Source organism: Micromonospora sp. NBC_00389 (assembly GCF_036059255.1).
Classification (GTDB): Bacteria; Actinomycetota; Actinomycetes; order Mycobacteriales; family Micromonosporaceae; genus Micromonospora.
The window spans coordinates 6,930,202-6,945,943 of the sequence record NZ_CP107947.1; the positions used below are offsets into that span (position 1 = coordinate 6,930,202).

15 protein-coding genes and 2 pseudogenes are annotated in these 15,742 nt (G+C 67.1%); 13 read left to right on the plus strand and 4 right to left on the minus strand.

Annotated elements, in window-relative coordinates:
* The first annotated feature begins 29 nt into the window (after window positions 1–29).
* Window positions 30–3,521 carry an indolepyruvate ferredoxin oxidoreductase family protein gene (locus OG470_RS32810; RefSeq protein WP_328418533.1) on the plus strand — a complete coding sequence of 1,164 codons (3,492 nt, stop codon included), beginning with the start codon at window positions 30–32 and terminating at the stop codon, window positions 3,519–3,521.
* Window positions 3,522–3,593: 72 nt separating this feature from the next.
* Here OG470_RS32810 and OG470_RS32815 read toward each other — a convergent pair.
* Window positions 3,594–3,902, minus strand: a pseudogene (locus OG470_RS32815) (Sir2 family NAD-dependent protein deacetylase); the annotation flags it as partial.
* Between OG470_RS32815 and OG470_RS32820 the strand changes: the two are divergent.
* The 6 genes and pseudogenes from OG470_RS32820 to OG470_RS32845 all read left to right on the plus strand — a co-directional run.
* A complete protein-coding gene (locus tag OG470_RS32820) occupies window positions 3,868–4,287 on the plus strand; it encodes an SDR family NAD(P)-dependent oxidoreductase (protein ID WP_328418535.1) in 420 nt (139 codons plus the stop codon). The pseudogene OG470_RS32815 and the gene OG470_RS32820 overlap by 35 nt on opposite strands.
* Window positions 4,211–4,891: an HAD family hydrolase gene (locus tag OG470_RS32825; RefSeq protein ID WP_328418537.1), complete on the plus strand. Its 681-nt coding sequence runs from the start codon at window positions 4,211–4,213 to the stop codon at window positions 4,889–4,891. Before OG470_RS32820 ends, OG470_RS32825 begins: the two co-directional genes overlap by 77 nt.
* Window positions 4,888–5,646, plus strand: coding sequence for a 3-oxoacyl-ACP reductase FabG (gene fabG / locus OG470_RS32830; protein WP_328418539.1), 759 nt, complete (start codon window positions 4,888–4,890; stop codon window positions 5,644–5,646). Before OG470_RS32825 ends, fabG begins: the two co-directional genes overlap by 4 nt.
* An 85-nt stretch (window positions 5,647–5,731) precedes the next feature.
* Window positions 5,732–6,184, plus strand: coding sequence for a MaoC family dehydratase (locus tag OG470_RS32835; RefSeq protein WP_328418541.1), 453 nt, complete (start codon window positions 5,732–5,734; stop codon window positions 6,182–6,184).
* Window positions 6,185–6,198: 14 nt separating this feature from the next.
* A complete protein-coding gene (locus OG470_RS32840) occupies window positions 6,199–6,444 on the plus strand; it encodes a hypothetical protein (protein ID WP_328418543.1) in 246 nt (81 codons plus the stop codon).
* A 100-nt stretch (window positions 6,445–6,544) separates the two neighbouring features.
* Window positions 6,545–6,946 (plus strand): annotated as a pseudogene (locus OG470_RS32845) (phosphotransferase family protein); the annotation flags it as partial.
* Between the two features lie 264 nt (window positions 6,947–7,210).
* Here OG470_RS32845 and OG470_RS32850 read toward each other — a convergent pair.
* A complete protein-coding gene (locus OG470_RS32850; RefSeq protein ID WP_328418545.1) occupies window positions 7,211–8,452 on the minus strand; it encodes an IS110 family transposase in 1,242 nt (413 codons plus the stop codon).
* Window positions 8,453–8,749: 297 nt separating this feature from the next.
* A complete protein-coding gene (locus tag OG470_RS32855; protein WP_328418547.1) occupies window positions 8,750–9,418 on the minus strand; it encodes a hypothetical protein in 669 nt (222 codons plus the stop codon).
* 516 nt (window positions 9,419–9,934) lie between these two features.
* Between OG470_RS32855 and OG470_RS32860 the strand changes: the two genes are divergently transcribed.
* The 4 genes from OG470_RS32860 to OG470_RS32875 all read left to right on the plus strand — a co-directional run bounded on the left by OG470_RS32860 (window position 9,935) and on the right by OG470_RS32875 (window position 11,884).
* On the plus strand, window positions 9,935–10,132 hold the full coding sequence (locus OG470_RS32860) for a DddA-like double-stranded DNA deaminase toxin (protein WP_328418548.1): 198 nt from the start codon (window positions 9,935–9,937) through the stop codon (window positions 10,130–10,132).
* Between the two features lie 33 nt (window positions 10,133–10,165).
* Window positions 10,166–10,579 (plus strand): Imm1 family immunity protein, encoded by a 414-nt coding sequence (locus OG470_RS32865; RefSeq protein ID WP_328418550.1) that lies wholly within the window; start codon window positions 10,166–10,168, stop codon window positions 10,577–10,579.
* Window positions 10,468–11,349 carry an MFS transporter gene (locus tag OG470_RS32870; protein WP_328418552.1) on the plus strand — a complete coding sequence of 294 codons (882 nt, stop codon included), beginning with the start codon at window positions 10,468–10,470 and terminating at the stop codon, window positions 11,347–11,349. The genes OG470_RS32865 and OG470_RS32870 overlap by 112 nt, the downstream gene beginning before the upstream one ends.
* Window positions 11,350–11,674: 325 nt before the next feature.
* Window positions 11,675–11,884: a heavy-metal-associated domain-containing protein gene (locus tag OG470_RS32875; protein WP_328418553.1), complete on the plus strand. Its 210-nt coding sequence runs from the start codon at window positions 11,675–11,677 to the stop codon at window positions 11,882–11,884.
* 628 nt (window positions 11,885–12,512) lie between these two features.
* On the opposite strand, the gene OG470_RS32880 is transcribed toward OG470_RS32875, so the two are convergent.
* Entirely contained in the window at window positions 12,513–13,076 is a 564-nt protein-coding gene (locus tag OG470_RS32880) for a TetR/AcrR family transcriptional regulator (protein WP_328418554.1), read from the minus strand.
* 644 nt (window positions 13,077–13,720) lie between these two features.
* Here OG470_RS32880 and OG470_RS32885 point away from each other — a divergent pair.
* The gene (locus OG470_RS32885; protein ID WP_328418555.1) at window positions 13,721–13,948 is read left to right on the plus strand and encodes a hypothetical protein; all 228 of its coding nucleotides are present in this window, start codon (window positions 13,721–13,723) and stop codon (window positions 13,946–13,948) included.
* Window positions 13,949–14,542: 594 nt separating this feature from the next.
* Window positions 14,543–15,511 carry a C40 family peptidase gene (locus OG470_RS32890; protein ID WP_328418556.1) on the plus strand — a complete coding sequence of 323 codons (969 nt, stop codon included), beginning with the start codon at window positions 14,543–14,545 and terminating at the stop codon, window positions 15,509–15,511.
* The last annotated feature ends 231 nt before the right edge of the window (window positions 15,512–15,742 follow it).

Below are 15,742 nucleotides of genomic sequence, written 5' to 3' on the forward strand. Positions count from 1 at the left end.
GCGCCCGCCGCCACCCGCTTGGAGACCCTGTGACCGTTACCGCCGGACGCCCTGTTCGCCTTGAGGACCGCTACGAGCTTCGTGACGGAGAGATCTACCTGTCCGGGTTGCAGGCACTCGTCAGGATCCCGCTCGACCAGCAACGGCTCGACCGTCGTCACGGGCTGAAGACGGCCACGTTCATCTCCGGCTATGAGGGCTCGCCTCTGGCCGGGTTCGACCTGGAGCTGAGTCGGCGGCGCAAGCTGCTGGAGGAACACGACATCGTCTTCCAGCCCAGCGTGAACGAGGAGCTCGGCGCCAACGCGGTACAGGGGTCACAGCTCGCCGCCACCGTCGGCGGGATGACCCACGACGGCGTCGTGGGTGTCTGGTACGGCAAAGCGCCTGGGCTCGACCGGGCAACCGACGCGCTACGGCACGCCAACCTGGGCGGCTCCGCAGCCACCGGTGGAGTCCTGGTCCTGGTCGGAGACGACTCGATCGCCAAGTCCTCCACGGTGCCGAGCAGCTCGGAGACGGCCATGGCCGAGATCGGGATGACCGTGCTGGCGCCGGCCGACCCGCAAGACGTTCTCGACCTGGGGCTGCACGGGATTGCACTGTCGCGCTTCTGCGGTCTCTGGACCGGCGTGAAGCTGGCCACGAACGTCGTGGACGGCGCGAGCACCGCAGTCGTGCGCACCGACCAGGTGGAGCCTGTCTTTCCCGACCGGACCATCGACGGCACGCCGTTCCAGCACACCGTCTCGGCGAACTTCCTGCAGCCGAACCTGGCGGCGCTGGAACGCAGCCTCACCACGAGCCGGCCGGAGCTCGCCCGCCGCTACGCGTACGCGAACGGCCTGAACCGGATCGAGGGCGACCCCAACGCGCGCATCGGGGTCGTGGCGGCCGGCGCCTCCTACCTCGACGTCCAGCAAGCCCTGGTCACCATGGGGATCACCCGCGAGGGCGTGCCGACCTCGGGCATCCGGGTTCTGAAGATGGGCATGGTTTCCCCGTTGGAGCCGCGCATCGTCCGCGAGTTCGCGCAGGGCCTGGTCGAGATCATCGTCGTCGAGGAGAAGCGGCCGCTCCTCGAGCTCGCGATCAAGGATCTGCTCTACGGTCAACCCGCCGCTCCCGCCGTCTTCGGCAAGACAGGCCCCGGCGGTGTGGAGTTGCTGCGGGCCGACGCCGATCTTCCACCGGCACTCATCGCCAAGGCCCTCGCGCCCCGCATCATCGCTCACCTCGATTCCGCGCCCGTCCAGACGTGGCTGAAGAAGTCCGCTGCACCAGCACGGTCTGCGCGCACACTGCTGCCGATCGTGAACCGCACGCCGTTCTTCTGCTCGGGATGTCCGCACAACCGTTCCACGGCGGCACCCGAAGGATCCCTGGTCGGCGCCGGCATCGGCTGCTCCGCCCTCGCGTCGTTCATGCCCGAGGAGCGCGTCGGGAACATCATCGGCCTGTGCCAGATGGGCGGCGAGGGCGGGGCCTGGATCGGGATGGCACCGTTCGTCGAGCACCGCCACCTGATGCAGAACCTCGGGGACGGCACCTTCCACCACTCCGGAAGCCTCGCCATCCGCGCCTCGATCGCGGCCAAGTCGAACATCACCTACAAGTTGCTCCACAATGGTGCCGTCGCGATGACCGGTGGCCAACAGGCAGTGGGCAAGATGTCGGTGCCACAGATCGTCGCCTCCCTCATCGCCGAGGGGGTCGCGAGGATCGTGATCACGACCGAGGACCCCACGCGGTACAAAGGCGTTCGGCTGCCCGCAGGCGTGAAGGTCCGCCACCGCGACCGGCTCATCGAGACCCAGGAGGAACTCGCGAAGGTCGAGGGGGTCACCGTGTTGATCCACGACCAGGAGTGCGCGACCGAGCTGCGCCGAAAGCGCAAGCGCAACCTCGCCGTAGAGCCCACCCAGCGGGTGTTCATCAACGAGCGTGTCTGTGAGGGCTGCGGCGACTGCGGGGCCAAGTCGAACTGTCTCTCGGTCCAGCCGGTGGAGACCGAGTTCGGGCGCAAGACCCAGATCCACCAGGCCTCCTGCAACAAGGATTTTTCCTGCGTGGACGGCGACTGCCCCTCATTCATCAGCGTCGTACCCGGGACGAAGAAGCCGGTCCGCGCGGGCGGGGCTCTCGAGGCCGGTGACCTGCCAGAGCCCACGGTGAAGGTCGGCGTCGAGGACTTCAACCTGCGCATCACTGGCATCGGCGGAACCGGTGTCGTGACGACCGCGCAGATCATCTCCACCGCGGCAGTGATGGCCGGCCTCTACGTCAGAAGCCTCGACCAGATGGGCATGGCCCAAAAGGGCGGAGCGGTCGTGTCCGACGTGCGAATGTCCTCCACACCGTTCGCCGGCGCCAACAAGGTCGGCCCCGGCGAATGCGACCTGTACCTCGGGTGCGACATCCTCGTCGCCGCGAATGCCGAGAACCTGACTGCCGCTTCCCCAGACCGGACCATCGCCGTCGTGTCCACGACGGCCGTACCCACCGGCTCAATGGTTACCGACACCACTGCCCGGTTCCCCGAGGCCAAGGAGATCGCCGCGCGGATCCAGAAGCGCACTCGCCCCACCGACGGCGCCTTCGCAGATGTCCGCGCACTCGTCACGGCTCTATTCGACGATGACCAGTACGCCAACATCTTCCTGGTCGGCATGGCCGTTCAGACCGGCGCTGTCCCGGTCCACCATGACCTCATCGAGCAAGCGATCACCCTCAACGGGGTCGCTGTCGAGCGCAACCTACAGGCGTTCCGGCGGGGGCGTCAGATGGTCGCCGACCCCAACGCACTGCAGGCGGCCCTCCCCGTCGCGGCCCGGGCGACCGACGGACCGTCCGAGAAGGAGCGGACAATCGCCCGCCTTGTGCGGGTCCCGGGCGACTCTCCCCTGGCCGACCTTGTTCAGCGTCGAGTGAGCGAGCTGGTGGCCTACCAGGACGCACGCTATGCGCGTCGGTATGCCGAGGTCGTCGAGCGGGTCCGGGTTCGCGAGGTCGCAACCCTTGGCACAAATGACGTGGTCACTCCCGCCGTGGCAGCCAATCTGTTCAAGCTCATGGCGTACAAGGACGAGTACGAAGTCGCTAGGCTTTCTCTAGACCCAGCCCTGGAGCGCCAACTCAAGGAGCAATTCGGCGACGACGTGACGTACTCGTTCAAGCTCCACCCGCCAGTGCTGCGAGCCCTAGGAATGGACCGCAAGATGAGCCTCGGGAGCTGGTTTAAGCCGGGCTTCAAGGCTCTCTGCGCGATGCGCCGGGTGCGTGGCACCGCTTGGGATCCGTTCGGCCGATGCGACGTGCGGGCCACGGAACGGTCTCTCATCACCGAGTACGTCGACGTGGTGGATGAGGCAACCGCCGCGCTCGCCCCCTCGAACCTCAAGGTCGTGGCGGAGATCGCCAGCCTCCCCGAAATGGTGCGCGGTTACGAGGAGGTCAAGATGGGCAACGTGGCGAAGTATCGAGAGCAGCTCAACTCGTTGCGGTCCCGCGTTCGCGGCTAACCTCGGCCTCTCGATATCTGTTGATCATGCATGTTGAGCCGCCATTGTCGATCTCTTGGGTGGTGGTTTGACCGCCTCGGGCAGTGCCTCACCGAACCACACCACTCCCGGGCGGACGAGCGCTGCGCAGGACGCGCACCGCGGCGGCGGAATCCGGCGGCCTTCGTGCAGCTCTGCGGCCTCGCCGTCCTGTGTGTCCTGGAAGGTTGCCGGGTGAGCGGCCGCCGCCACGCAGCGGGGCGCGAAGAGGCAGCCGTGCAGGTGGATCGCAGCCCGGGTTCCGGCCCGTTCGTGCAGGTCATCGACGTTCTGGATGATGACGGTGCTGCCGGGGACCCGGGCCTCGATGGTGGCGATTGCCAGTCCGCGGCGGGGTGTGGCGGTCACCGGCGCCGGACGCGGCATCGGTCCCGCGATCGCCTCGAAGCGTGCGGCCGACGGCGCCCGGGTCGTGGTGAACGACTTGGACGCTGCTGCGGTGAAGCTGGTCGCCAACGAGCTCGGCGGCATCGCGGTCCCTGGTGATGCGGCAAGCGAGGACGGGGTCGCCGTGCTGGAGAAGTCCGCCCGCAAAGAACTCGGCTCGATCGACATCTATCTCGCCAACGCCGGCATCGACACCGGCAAGGGACTCGACACCCCCGAAGACGACTGGGCGAAGGCCCTCGACGTGAACGTAGGAGAAGCAGATGACGTACGACGAGCGCGCGACTGTCGCCGCGGTGGTCTTCGACTACGGCGGCGTGCTCACCAGCCCGGTCCGTGACTCGATCGCGGCCTGGCTGAAGCGGGACGGGATCGACCCAGCCTCGTTCTCGAGAACGTTGAAGGCGTGGATGTCCCGCTCGGTGCCCGAGGGCACACCGATCCACCGTCTGGAGACCGGTGAGCTGACCACTGCGGAGTTCGATTCCCTGCTCGCCGCGGAACTCGTCGGCACCAATGGTGGCCCGGTCGCCCCCGACGGGCTGCTGCAGGCACTGTTCGCCGAGATGCGACCGGACCCGTTGATGCTCGATCTCGTCGAGAAGCTCAAGTCCGCAGGTGTCCGGGTCGCATTGCTGTCCAACAGTTGGGGCAACACCTACCCGCGGGAGCGGATCGACGCGTTGTTCGACCCAGTGGTCATCTCCGGCGAGGTCGGGATGCGCAAACCGAACCGAGAGATCTTCGCGCACACCCTGAAGCTGCTCGATGTCGAGCCCGGTGCGGCGGTGTTCGTCGACGACGCCGCCCCGAACATTGAGGGCGCGAGACGCGCCGGCCTGCAGACGGTCCTACACGTCGACGTACACACCACAAGAAGTCAGCTTGCTCGGCACGTTCCGGGCCTGAGCACACCCAACCCAAAGCTGGAGGAGACCCCGTGAGCGAGACCCGTCGTACCGCGATCGTCACCGGAGCCGCACGCGGCATCGGCGCTGCCGTCGCCAAGCGGCTGAGCCAGGACGGCTTCGCCGTGGCCGTGCTCGACCTCAAAGAGTCTGCCTGCAAGCCGGTCGTCGAGGAGATCGAGGCCGCTGGCGGCAAGGCCCTCGCGGTCGGTGTCGACGTCGCCGACGAGCAGGCCGCCGACCAGGCCGTCGCGCGGGTGGCCGAGGAACTCGGCGCGCCGACCGTGCTGGTGAACAACGCCGGCATCACTCGCGACAACCTGCTGTTCAAGATGATCGCCGACGACTGGGACGCAGTCATGAACGTGCACCTGCGCGGTTCGTTCCTGATGAGCAGGGCGACCCAAAGGTACATGACCGAGGCCAGGTGGGGCCGGATCGTCAACCTGTCCAGCGTTTCGGCGCTGGGTACCCGTGGACAGGCGAACTACTCCGCTGCCAAGGCCGGGCTGCAGGGTTTCACCAAGACGCTGGCGATCGAGCTCGGCAAGTTCGGGGTCACCGTGAACGCGATCGCCCCCGGCTTCGTCGAGACCGACATGACCGCGGACACCGCGGCCCGGGTCGGTGTCCCGTTCGAGGACTTCAAGGTTGCTGCCGCCGCGCAGATCCCGGTCGGCCGCGTCGGTCAGCCTGAAGACATCGCCGCCACTGTCTCGTTCCTCGCGCGCGATGACGCGTCGTTCGTCTCCGGCCAGGTCATCTACGTCGCCGGCGGACCGCGCGACTGAGTGCCGTGAATGCGCGCGTTGGCGGCTCTTCGCACGGATGGCAACACGCGTGTACGGACATCACCCGCGTCACAGGAGTAGAAACATGCAGACGTTCAATGGGCTTGATGAGTTCGAGCAGGCGGTCGGGTCCCATCTCGGCTACAGCGAATGGCACACCGTCACTCAGGGGCAGATCAACCTGTTCGCCGAGGCGACCGGTGACCACCAGTGGATCCACGTCGACCCGGAGAAAGCGGCGTCCGGGCCATTCGGGACGACGATCGCGCACGGCTACCTGACCCTGTCGCTGGTACCGAAGCTGGTCTGGGAGATCTACAAGGTCGACGGGCTGAGCATGGGCGTGAACTACGGGTCGAACAAGGTCCGGTTCCCGTCGCCGGTTCCGGTGGGCTCCAGGATCCGCGCGGGCGCCGAGCTGGTCGAGCTCACCCGGGGCCCGAACGGGGCACAGGCAACGGTCCGGATCACCATCGAACGGGATGGCGGCGACAAGCCCGTCTGCGTGGCCGAGACCGTCTCCGTGCTGGTGCCTTGAGCATGGGTGAGCAGATGGACCTGACTGGCCACGACCTTGCCTGCGACGACCTCACATCGGGCAACCCTCCGGGACTGGACCTGGCGAAGTTCGACAGGTTCTTCCAGCCCGCCTGCCCGAACGCGGTGCAGGGGCCGTTGCGGGCACGGGTGGTCGCGGGCGGCAAGTCCAACCTCACCTACGAGGTCCCGATGGCACCAGCTGGTGGATCTTACGTCGCCCGCCGCTCGGTCACGTCCTCACGACCGCCCACGACATGACCCGCGAACACCGGGTGATCAGCGCGCTGCAGAACACCGACGTGCCGGTGCCGCAGACTTTCGCGCTGTATGAGGACCCCGACGTTGTCGGGACTCCGTGATGGAGCGGGTGGACGGCACGCCGTACCGCCGCGCAGCACAACTCGCGCTCCTCGGGACTGAACGGACTAAGGCCATCTCCACCCGGATGGTCGACGTGCTCCCGGCGCTGCACAGCGTCGATCCCGCTGGCGTCGGCCTCAGCGACTTCGGCCGCCCGGACGGCTTCCTCACCCGACAGGTCCGACGCTGGAGGAAGCAGCTCGACGCCTCCCGCAGCCGGGCCCTCGCCTGCGCCGAACAGTTGCATGCGCTGGTGGAGGCGAAGGCGCCGACCGAATCGACGCCCGCCATCGTGCACGGCGACTACCGGCTGGACAACCTCCTGGTCGACCGCGACGACCAGGTTGCCGCGGTGATCGACTGGGAGATAGCCACCATCGGGGATCCGCTCACCGACGTCGCGCTACTGCTGGTTTACCGACGGACGGCCGAGCTCGACGGCGGGTACGCCGACGCCTCCACCGCCCAGGGCTTCATCACCGACACCGAACTCCTCCACCGCTACGCGACAGCCAGCGGACGGGACCTGTCACAGATGGGCTTCTACCTCGGACTCGCCTACTTCAAGCTTGCCGTGATCCTCGAAGGCATCCACTACGGCTCTGTTGCGTTGAGCGTCGGCAAGATCGAGGCAGACTTGAGTTGCCCTGTGTCAACCCCTGGGTCAGGCGGCTGTTGGTTGGTTTTGGTTGAGGAGGGTTTGGAGGGCGCCGTGGGTGGCTGGGTTGTAGGGGACGTTGTCCTGCCAGCAGCGCCAGATGATGTGTGCCCAGGCGCGGGCGAGGATGCGGACGGCGTGGGGGTGGTCGCAGCCGCGGGCGGTTGCTTTTGCGTATAGATCGGCGGCCCAGGGGTTGGCGCGGCGGGAGTCGCCGGCGAAATCGCAGAGGGCGTCGCGCAGTTGTTTGTCGGCGCCCCAGCGGAGCATGACGGTCTTGACCTTGCCCGATTGTCGGGTCGAGGGGGCGACCCCGGCGAGGCAGGTCAGCGATTCGCGGGTGGGGAACCGTCCGCGGGCGTCGCCGATTTCGGCGAGCAGCCGGGCGGCCCGGACGCTGCCGGAGCGGGGCAGGGACGTGAAGATCGGCGCGTCGGGATGTGCGTCCAGTTGTTCGCCGATGCTGGCGGCCAGGATCTGGATCTGGGCTGTCAGGGTTCGCAGGACGGCGACCAGCGCGGTGGTGGTGCCCGCGTGGATGCCGGCGGGCTCGCCGGTGACGCCGCGGGGTGCGGCAAGCAGCCGGGCGTGCAGCACGGCCGGGTCAACGCCTCCGCTGTATGAGACGGAGCGCAGCCAGACGGCGAGGCGTTTGGGCGAGAGCCAGTCCGCGGCCTGCTGGGTGGTGAACCGGCCCAGGAAGGTCAGAGTGATCGGCGAGTCGATGTCGGCGAACAGCGTTGCGGCGGCGGGGAACACGATCTGCAGGTGTGCCCGCAGCTGGTTGGCTGCGGCGACCCGGTGGGTGACGAGGTCTCGGCGGGCGCGGACGCTGCCGCGCAGCGCGGTGGTCTGCTCGCTGTCGACAACCATGGGTCGCAGCCGGCGGACGTCGGTGCGGACCACGTCGGCCAGGACGTAGGCGTCGAATCGGTCGTCCTTGTTCCCGGCCGATCCGTACCGGCTGCGCAGGTTCTTCACCTGACCGGGCGGGATCACGTACACGGTCAGTCCGGCCCGCATCAGGGTCTGGACCACCGGTCCGTCGCCGCGTTCGATGCCGACCTGCTCGACACCGGCGCGCAGCAGCCGGGCGGCCATCCGCTTCAACCCGGCCGCGTCGTGCGGCACGGTGAACCGGTCCAGGACCTCCCCTTGATCGCCGAGCACGCAGACGGCGTGGTCGTCCTTGGCCCAGTCCACCCCCGCCGTGACGCGCATGGCAGTGGGGTTGGGGTTGATACTCACAGTTGTCTCCTCGCTGTTGCATCAGTGGGAAGACACCCGGTGGTCCCGGGACACCGCAGCCGGTCGCTCACTGATCGGCGCTCATTGGCGCATAGCCCTGTAGCCAGTCGGGGTGTCCTGGGCCGCCGGGCCTCGCAGAACTCAAGCTGGACCTCGAAGGTCGAGCAGTGATGGCGATGGCACGGCGGGGACCAGGGGTGCACCCGAACCCTCCCACTCAGCGATCAAACGGGCGACTCGGATACAGGGATGCTGCACCAGTGAGCAGTGACGTCATCGACCCGACCTGACCCGTGGCTACCTCCGAAGTCGGCGTTCGATGATGGTGCTCGCGGCTATGTCGTCGCGGTGTGACACCGGCACGAAGGTCAGCATCGGTATGAATCGCGCTACCAGCTGCACGAGCGGATCGGTGTCGAGCAGGTGCTCGGGACGCGCCGGCGGTTGACCAGTTGGCATGGCGGACGTCCGTTTGCGCTGCGACACCATGAGAAATTGTCGGGCGAGTTTCTTCGACCAGGCTAGGAGTAGGGCAGCGTCCGGTTGCGTGGCTTCGCATATGCCCGCCAGTTCCGCGGATTGACCTGGTCCGTTAGTCAGGCCGGCATTGGTCAGGTGTAAGGCACGGATGGGGCGGCCAGACGCAGCCACCGGGACCCTTCGGTCGAACAAGTGTGTGAGACCGCCGTCGTCGCAGAGGTCAGCGACGGACCACGTCCCGCGGTTGCGGCTTCGATGCTTGACTGATGCAAGGTCAACCTGGCCGTCGGCGAAGAGCACCATGAAGTCTTCATGGTGCTCACAGACCACTGCGATCGGCCCGTCAGGCTCGAACAAGCCGTAGCTCCAGCGGGCGATGACTTCGCACTGGAAACGGAAGTTGGCTTGTCCTTCTGCGCCGTCGTCTTCTGGTGCGTCCGGCAGCTCCAAGACAAGGGGCAGGGCCTCCTGTTGCTCGCTTAACATGGCCACCTCCAAGACGACGCAGCGCAGCGTAGTCTCTCGACTTCGCAGCGCTGCGTTCTTCGTACCGGAAGCTGGGCATGGCGTAAAGACCTAGATCGGGCCGTTCGCATCAGCAGACGGGTGCTTGTTGCCACCTTGCGATCCAAAGGGGTTCAGCCAGTCATGGCACAACTCGCAGGCATCCTAGGAAATTAGGTCCCTGGCGGGCTTTCCGAACGCCCGTTGGGCCGGGGCCAGGTGCGGTGGTTGTTTGGCCCCTCCCCTGCGGCACCCGAACACAAGTACCTGCCGCTGACTGGCACCGTGCGCCTTTGTACCACCTCGAATCCGACGGGTCGCCGCACGATAAGAACGAGGCTTTCCTCCCCGCCGATCAGGCGGTCATTTCAGACGGTCATGCACGATCCTGACTTCTCAGCGCGGCCTGATGGCCGGCTCCGCCGCCGGCGAATCCGGGGCGGCAGGCTTCCCGCCGCCGGGGTGTTACTCAAGCCGCCACTGGCTCAGGCCATCGTGATGGAGCACGCCGAGGCGCAGGCCGCGGCCGGGCTGCGTCGTCCCGGCAGCCCGTCCGAGGCGACGCTCGTGCTCAACCACACCCCCTGCGACGATCCGGTCAGACCCCTGGTCTGCGAGAAGATCCTCGCCACGATCCTGCCAAAAGGCACGCCTGACGATGATCCTCACCGATGGCGACCGGACGTGGCTCCATAAGCTGTACCTCGGAACAGGCGAAGGGATCCGGCGATGAGCATCGACATCACCTGGGGACGCGGCGACGGCGCCGCGTCGGTCAGCACCGTCGCCGAACTCGACGCCACGCTGGACACGATCAGTCAAGCCCACACCGAGCATCTGCCCTACTGCGTCACCCTCGTCGCCCACGGCGGAGCCGACTTCCCAGTCATGCTCGATATCTGCGTCGGCCACTCCGAACGGTCGTTCGTCTACCACCTCGACGCCAACGGCAGCAGCGCCTGGGGATACCAGCCAGACCTCGAACCCGGACCCCCATTCACCTTTGACTACGCCGGCACCCCGACCGACGCATGGCCCGAACGCACCCGCGTCACAAACACGACCGCGCGGGAAGCGGCACGACTGTTCCTCACCGACGGCGGACACCGCCCTGGGGCGCTGACGTGGGAAACCGTCGACTAGCTCCGAGCTTGAATGGGTCGCGAGCCAGGTGCGCGACCGAGGTAGTGCGTGGCTCGCGGGCCTCGCCGCGTGCGGTGCATCCCGGAACCGCCTCACCCGGGCACCGCACGCGGCTACCGGCCCCTTACTCGGATGTAGGCGAGACGGGGCGCCTCGCGGCGAGCCCGCTCATGGATTTGCGACTGCTGTTGCGCCGACCGGTGGCGACCGGGACTCTGCTGATCCTGGTGGCCACCGCCCTGATGATCACTGTCTTCTTCCTCGGGTCGTTCTACCTTCAGGACCACCGCGGGTACGGCGCCCTCCAGACCGGGTTGCTCTTTCTCCCGGTAGCGCTCGCGACCATGCTCGGGGCCAACGCAGCGGGCCGCGTCATTGGTCGTACAGGCCCGCGCACCCTTGCCGTGCTGGGACTTCTCCTCGCCGCAGCAGGCTTCGTGATCCCCGCGCTATGGTGCGGGACCGTGGCGATGGTTTCCGGCGTCAGCCTTGCCGCCGCCGGCACCGGGGCCGTCTTCGTCGTCGCATCCGCGACCGCTCTAGCGCAGATCGATCCACGAGAGGCCGGGCTGGCGTCTGGAATCGTCAGCACGTTCCACGAGTTCGGGGCATCGCTCGGCGCCGCTGTGGTGTCGAGCGTGGCCGCGGCGAGTATCGCCGGGAACAGCACTGACGGGTTCTCCCGTGGTTTCACCACCGGCGCCATCATCGCGGCCGCCGCCGCCGGCCTGGCCTTCATCATCACGCCCAGGCCACGCTCCAGTAACTGATCCCCGAACAGGTCGCCGGTGGGGTGGGACTCCACCGGCGACACGTTCGGCCAAGGGCAGGCGTTGGATCGCGCTGACCGACAGCAGCTTCCGCCGAACAAGGGACATCGCCGCGTCATCCGACGCCGTATTGCGGTAGGCCCCCGTTGTGTGCAGCGGGAGGCTCTGAGGTACCCGAGCCAGGACCTGGATGGGCGCGTGGGCTTACGAAGCATGCCGTGGAGGCTCAGATACCCCTAGGGGGTGGGGGTTGCCCGACCCACCCTTGTGACGTAGGGTCCGAGAAAGCAAATACCCTGTAGGGGTATAGGAGAAAGGGATGGTCGTGGGTGCCAAGACCTACAACGTCAACGGAATGACCTGTAACGGCTGCGCGAACAAGGTGAAGGCAGGAGTCGGTGCGGTAGACGGCATCGCCAGCGTCGAGGCGGACTCTGCCACCGGTCAGGTGACGGTGACGTCAGACATGAACATCGACGACGCCATTATCGTGAGGGCGATCCAGGAAGCCGGTTACGAGGCGGCCCCCGCCTGACGAAGACGACAGTCCAGGCCGGGCTTCCTGCGCCCTACTGTCCTAACTGGGGCAGCTCGGCCCGGCCTGGACCGGGGCCCAACCGTGGGTCGCTTGCCGCTTCGACGAACTGGCCGTTCGCTACGAGGCCACCATCCACCTGGCCGCTATCAACGAATGGCGGTAGCCGACTGCGGCAGAGGCCCAGCCGCAGTGACCGCAGTACGGGCAGTCGCGATCGAGTTCGCCGCGATCCCCCTGGTAGATGACCTACGCGGCGGTCTCCTCTGGCAGTCGCCGGGCCAAGCTTCCGGCCCCGGTCGATCCAGTCCCGGTACTGCTCGTCGGTGGCGACTCGACCACCGCCGTACTCGCTGTGCAGGTCCTTGCAGCCCGACCACGCCCGCAGCCCGGTGGCCGGCTCTGCCGAGAGGCCCAGGCCTGCCGGGCGTGCCATGCCCGCGACTCCGTGGCAGGAACGGCCACCGCGAGCGGGGATCGTGCCCCAAGCCCAGACAGGAAAGGCACCGTAGTCGACTGACGTCCAAGCGTCGCACGCCAGGCGGGCGACCTCGCCAGCAGAGCAGGGCATGCCGCCAGAACTCCTCCATCTGCCACCGCCTCGGCTTCGACCAACGCCGACACAGACCTAGGGGCGTAGCCCTGCAATGGCGACGGCGACAAGCCGGTTGACAGCGGCGTCGGTCGAAAGCTCGGTCGCGGCGTCTAGGGCATGCAGGCAGTAGTCCGCCAGTTCGCTCGGGGCGATGTCGTCGCGGACGTGTCCGTCTGCCGCGGCTTCGGACAGTAGTCCGGCGAAAAAATCGCGCAGGTGGCGACGTGCCTGGAGCAGGTGAGGGCCTCGATGTAGCAGCGACGCGAGCGGATGGCCGCGGTGCGCATGCTGGATGGTCGCGTAGGCACTCAGCACGGCGTGGAGCCGTTGCTCCGGGCCGTCACCCTTCGATCCGACGGCGGCGAGGTGGTCGAGATGATGCCCGATCTGACGTTCGTGCCACGTGATCATGATCGCTTCAACGTCGGGGAAGTACTTGTAGAGCGTCGCCCGCCCGATCCCGGTGGCCTTCGCGATCTGCGACATCGTCACTGACGTTAGTCCGTGCTGCGCCACGAGGTCGGCGGTCGCGTCGAGGACGGCGGCCTGCACGGTCCGGCGGTGTTCCTCGATCGTGGTCGTCCAGAGCCTGGGCACGAAGAAATCATACGGGATGCCCCCCTGGCGTCACCATGGCTCATGGTGCGACACTCTGTCTCGAAAAACCGATAGTCGTTGAGAGGCAGATGCTCCATGGATGATCAAACGGTGAACAGCGACGGGCAGAGTTCGGCCACTCGTCCGGCGAAGGCCTCGGCCGATGCTCGTGCGACGGCGACTGGTCGGGCCCCGCGCTGGTTCAAGGTGTCGGCGGTGGTTGGTGCAGCGCTGGTGTTGCTGGTGATCGCGATGCTGCTCGCCGGTCACGGGCCGGGCCGGCACATGCACGGTGGGTCCGCTGCTGTCGGCGCCTCTCCGGTTGTGGCCTTGGGCGTGGACAGCGAGCGTGGGGCGTGCCGGTCGTGCGCTTGAGCCCGCGTGGTCGCAAGGTCGCGTTGGTGATGCACATCGGGTGTTCGGTCGGCTGGCTAGGCGCAATTGTGACGTCTTTGGTCCTCGCCGTGGCGGGTTGGCTCGCTAGTGACGCTGCGACGACGCGTGGGGCCTACGTTGTTCTGGAGGTCGTCGCCTGGTACGCCCTCATCCCGTTGAGCCTCGCGTCCCTGCTTACCGGTCTCGTCCAGTCCCTAGGCAGCAGGTGGGGGTTGTTCCGGCACTATTGGGTCCTCACAAAGCTGGCGATGAACCTTGTCGCGGTCGGCGTGCTCGTGCTGTACATGCAGACCCTGGGGTATCTGGCGACGCTGGCCCGGAACGCGACCAGCCCGGCAGATCTCAATCTCCTGCGCAGTCCCTCCCCTGTCCTGCATGCCGGGGCAGCGGTGGCGCTCCTGCTCACGGCGTTGGTCCTGTCCGTGGTCAAGCCCCGAGGGCTCACCAGCTACGGACACCGCAAGGCGCACCCTTGACCACCCTTGCGGCGGCGTTGCGCTCAGCCAGCCGATCATCGTGTCGCGGTGTACCAGTGGGCGCTGCTTCCCAGCTCGGAGGCCATCTATGGCAGGCGCCGCCCTTCCCTGCGCGACTGGTGGCCGGCTGGTTACGACGGCGATGTCGCTCGCTCCGCCATCCCCGCAGGAATCGACAGCGCGAATGATGGCTGACGGCCTGCTGCATGCCTGGGTTGCACTGGGGACGATCAGAGGATGAGTGGCCCGGTCTCGCGCGTGTCGTGTTGGCGCGCGGTCGGGCCACGCCTCGTTCGACCGGTAGCTGATCCGGGATCGAACGTGGGTGAGTTGGCCATCGGTGTTCGACGCGTCGATATCACCGGGTCCTCGCTTTCACGTCGCCGCTGGTCCCCCATCCGTACCCGCTTCCACCCACTACTAACAGGCGGTAGTAGACGGGTTGACGGTGCCTGTGTAACCTCCGGTGTGATCGGCCCGGCCCCGCACATCAGGCGTGGAGGTGCCGCCGTATGCGGATGGCCGCTCAACCTGCCCGACGACATGTCAGCTAAATCCGCTCGGCCGAGAGGGTGTGCAGTGGTGAGGTCACGCATGAACCGCCTGCTGGTCGGCGCGGTCATGGTCGCGTTGATCAGTGTCGCAGGCGGGGCGAGCGTCGCGGTGCCGGCGCGGGCCGAGCCGTCGGCGGCTGAGATCGAGCGGCAGCTCGATGCGGCGTGGGAGAAACTCGAACCGGTCATCGAGCAGTACAACGGGATCCACGCCGAGCTGCAGTCCAACAAGGCCAAGTCCGCGGAACTGCAGAAAAAGATCGCGCCCCTGCAACTACGAGTTGAACTGTCCCAGGGACAGGTGAACGGGCTGGCGGCGCGGCAGTATCGGCTGGGCCCTGCCTCGTACATCAACGCCGTCCTGGCGACGGGCGACCCGCAGTCGATGTCGGATCGGTTGGCGATGCTCGACTACGTCGCGCGGTCCAACAACCGGGCAATCGCCGGGGTGGTGGCAACGCGCGATGACCTGATGCGTCAGCGCGCAAGCATCGAAACGCTGGTCGCGAAGCAGAAGCGACTGGACGCCGAACTCGCGGGACGACGCAAGGTAATTCAGGCCGAAGTCGACCGGCTCGAGACGTTGCGGACTCGAAGCGCCGGCGGATCAAGCGCGTCGACGGCGTCGCTGCGGATCGGCTCCTGCCCAGCGATCAACCCCGGCGGTGCCGCCGGGACAGCGGTGAAGGTGGCGTGCGCGCAAATCGGCAAACCGTATGTCTGGGGTTCGGATGGGCCGGACTCCTTTGACTGCTCGGGGCTGACCCAGTACGCGTGGAAGGCGGCGGGAGTGTCGCTGACCCACTTCACCGGCGCCCAGTGGCGCCAGGGAACCCCTGTCGCCCGGGCCGATCTGCGCTCCGGGGACCTGGTCTTCTTCTACAGCGACCTGCATCACGTCGGCATGTATGTAGGCAACGGCCTTATCGTTCACGCTTCTCGTGCCGGGGTGCCGGTGAAGATGGCGCGTCTGGACACCATGCCGTACATGGGCGCGCGTCGACCCTGAGCGAAGGCGGGCATCGCAAGCCAGGCCATGCCGTGCTACTGGCGGGAACGCGAGCTGAGCATCAGGACGGCTACTGGACGGCTTACGGTCACAGCTGGGATTGAGCACGGCGTTGAGGCGCATGTTGCGTCTCCGGCGACCGTCGCCAAGGGTTGTTCAGGTCCGATGAAGACCCGCTCACCGGGCAGGTGACGGGCTGGCGGCAGGCATGCCGGCCTAGGCAGTGTCTTC

Coding starts and splice junctions, on each gene's coding strand:
- OG470_RS32840 (WP_328418543.1), top strand. CDS start 6,199: ATGGACCTGACTGGCCACGACCTTGCCTGCGACGACCTCACATCGGGC.
- OG470_RS32835 (WP_328418541.1), top strand. CDS start 5,732: ATGCAGACGTTCAATGGGCTTGATGAGTTCGAGCAGGCGGTCGGGTCC.
- OG470_RS32885 (WP_328418555.1), top strand. CDS start 13,721: ATGAACCTTGTCGCGGTCGGCGTGCTCGTGCTGTACATGCAGACCCTG.
- OG470_RS32825 (WP_328418537.1), top strand. CDS start 4,211: ATGACGTACGACGAGCGCGCGACTGTCGCCGCGGTGGTCTTCGACTAC.
- OG470_RS32855 (WP_328418547.1), bottom strand. CDS start 9,418: ATGTTAAGCGAGCAACAGGAGGCCCTGCCCCTTGTCTTGGAGCTGCCG.
- OG470_RS32865 (WP_328418550.1), top strand. CDS start 10,166: ATGAGCATCGACATCACCTGGGGACGCGGCGACGGCGCCGCGTCGGTC.
- OG470_RS32890 (WP_328418556.1), top strand. CDS start 14,543: ATGAACCGCCTGCTGGTCGGCGCGGTCATGGTCGCGTTGATCAGTGTC.
- OG470_RS32860 (WP_328418548.1), top strand. CDS start 9,935: ATGGAGCACGCCGAGGCGCAGGCCGCGGCCGGGCTGCGTCGTCCCGGC.
- OG470_RS32870 (WP_328418552.1), top strand. CDS start 10,468: ATGGCCCGAACGCACCCGCGTCACAAACACGACCGCGCGGGAAGCGGC.
- OG470_RS32820 (WP_328418535.1), top strand. CDS start 3,868: ATGGTGGCGATTGCCAGTCCGCGGCGGGGTGTGGCGGTCACCGGCGCC.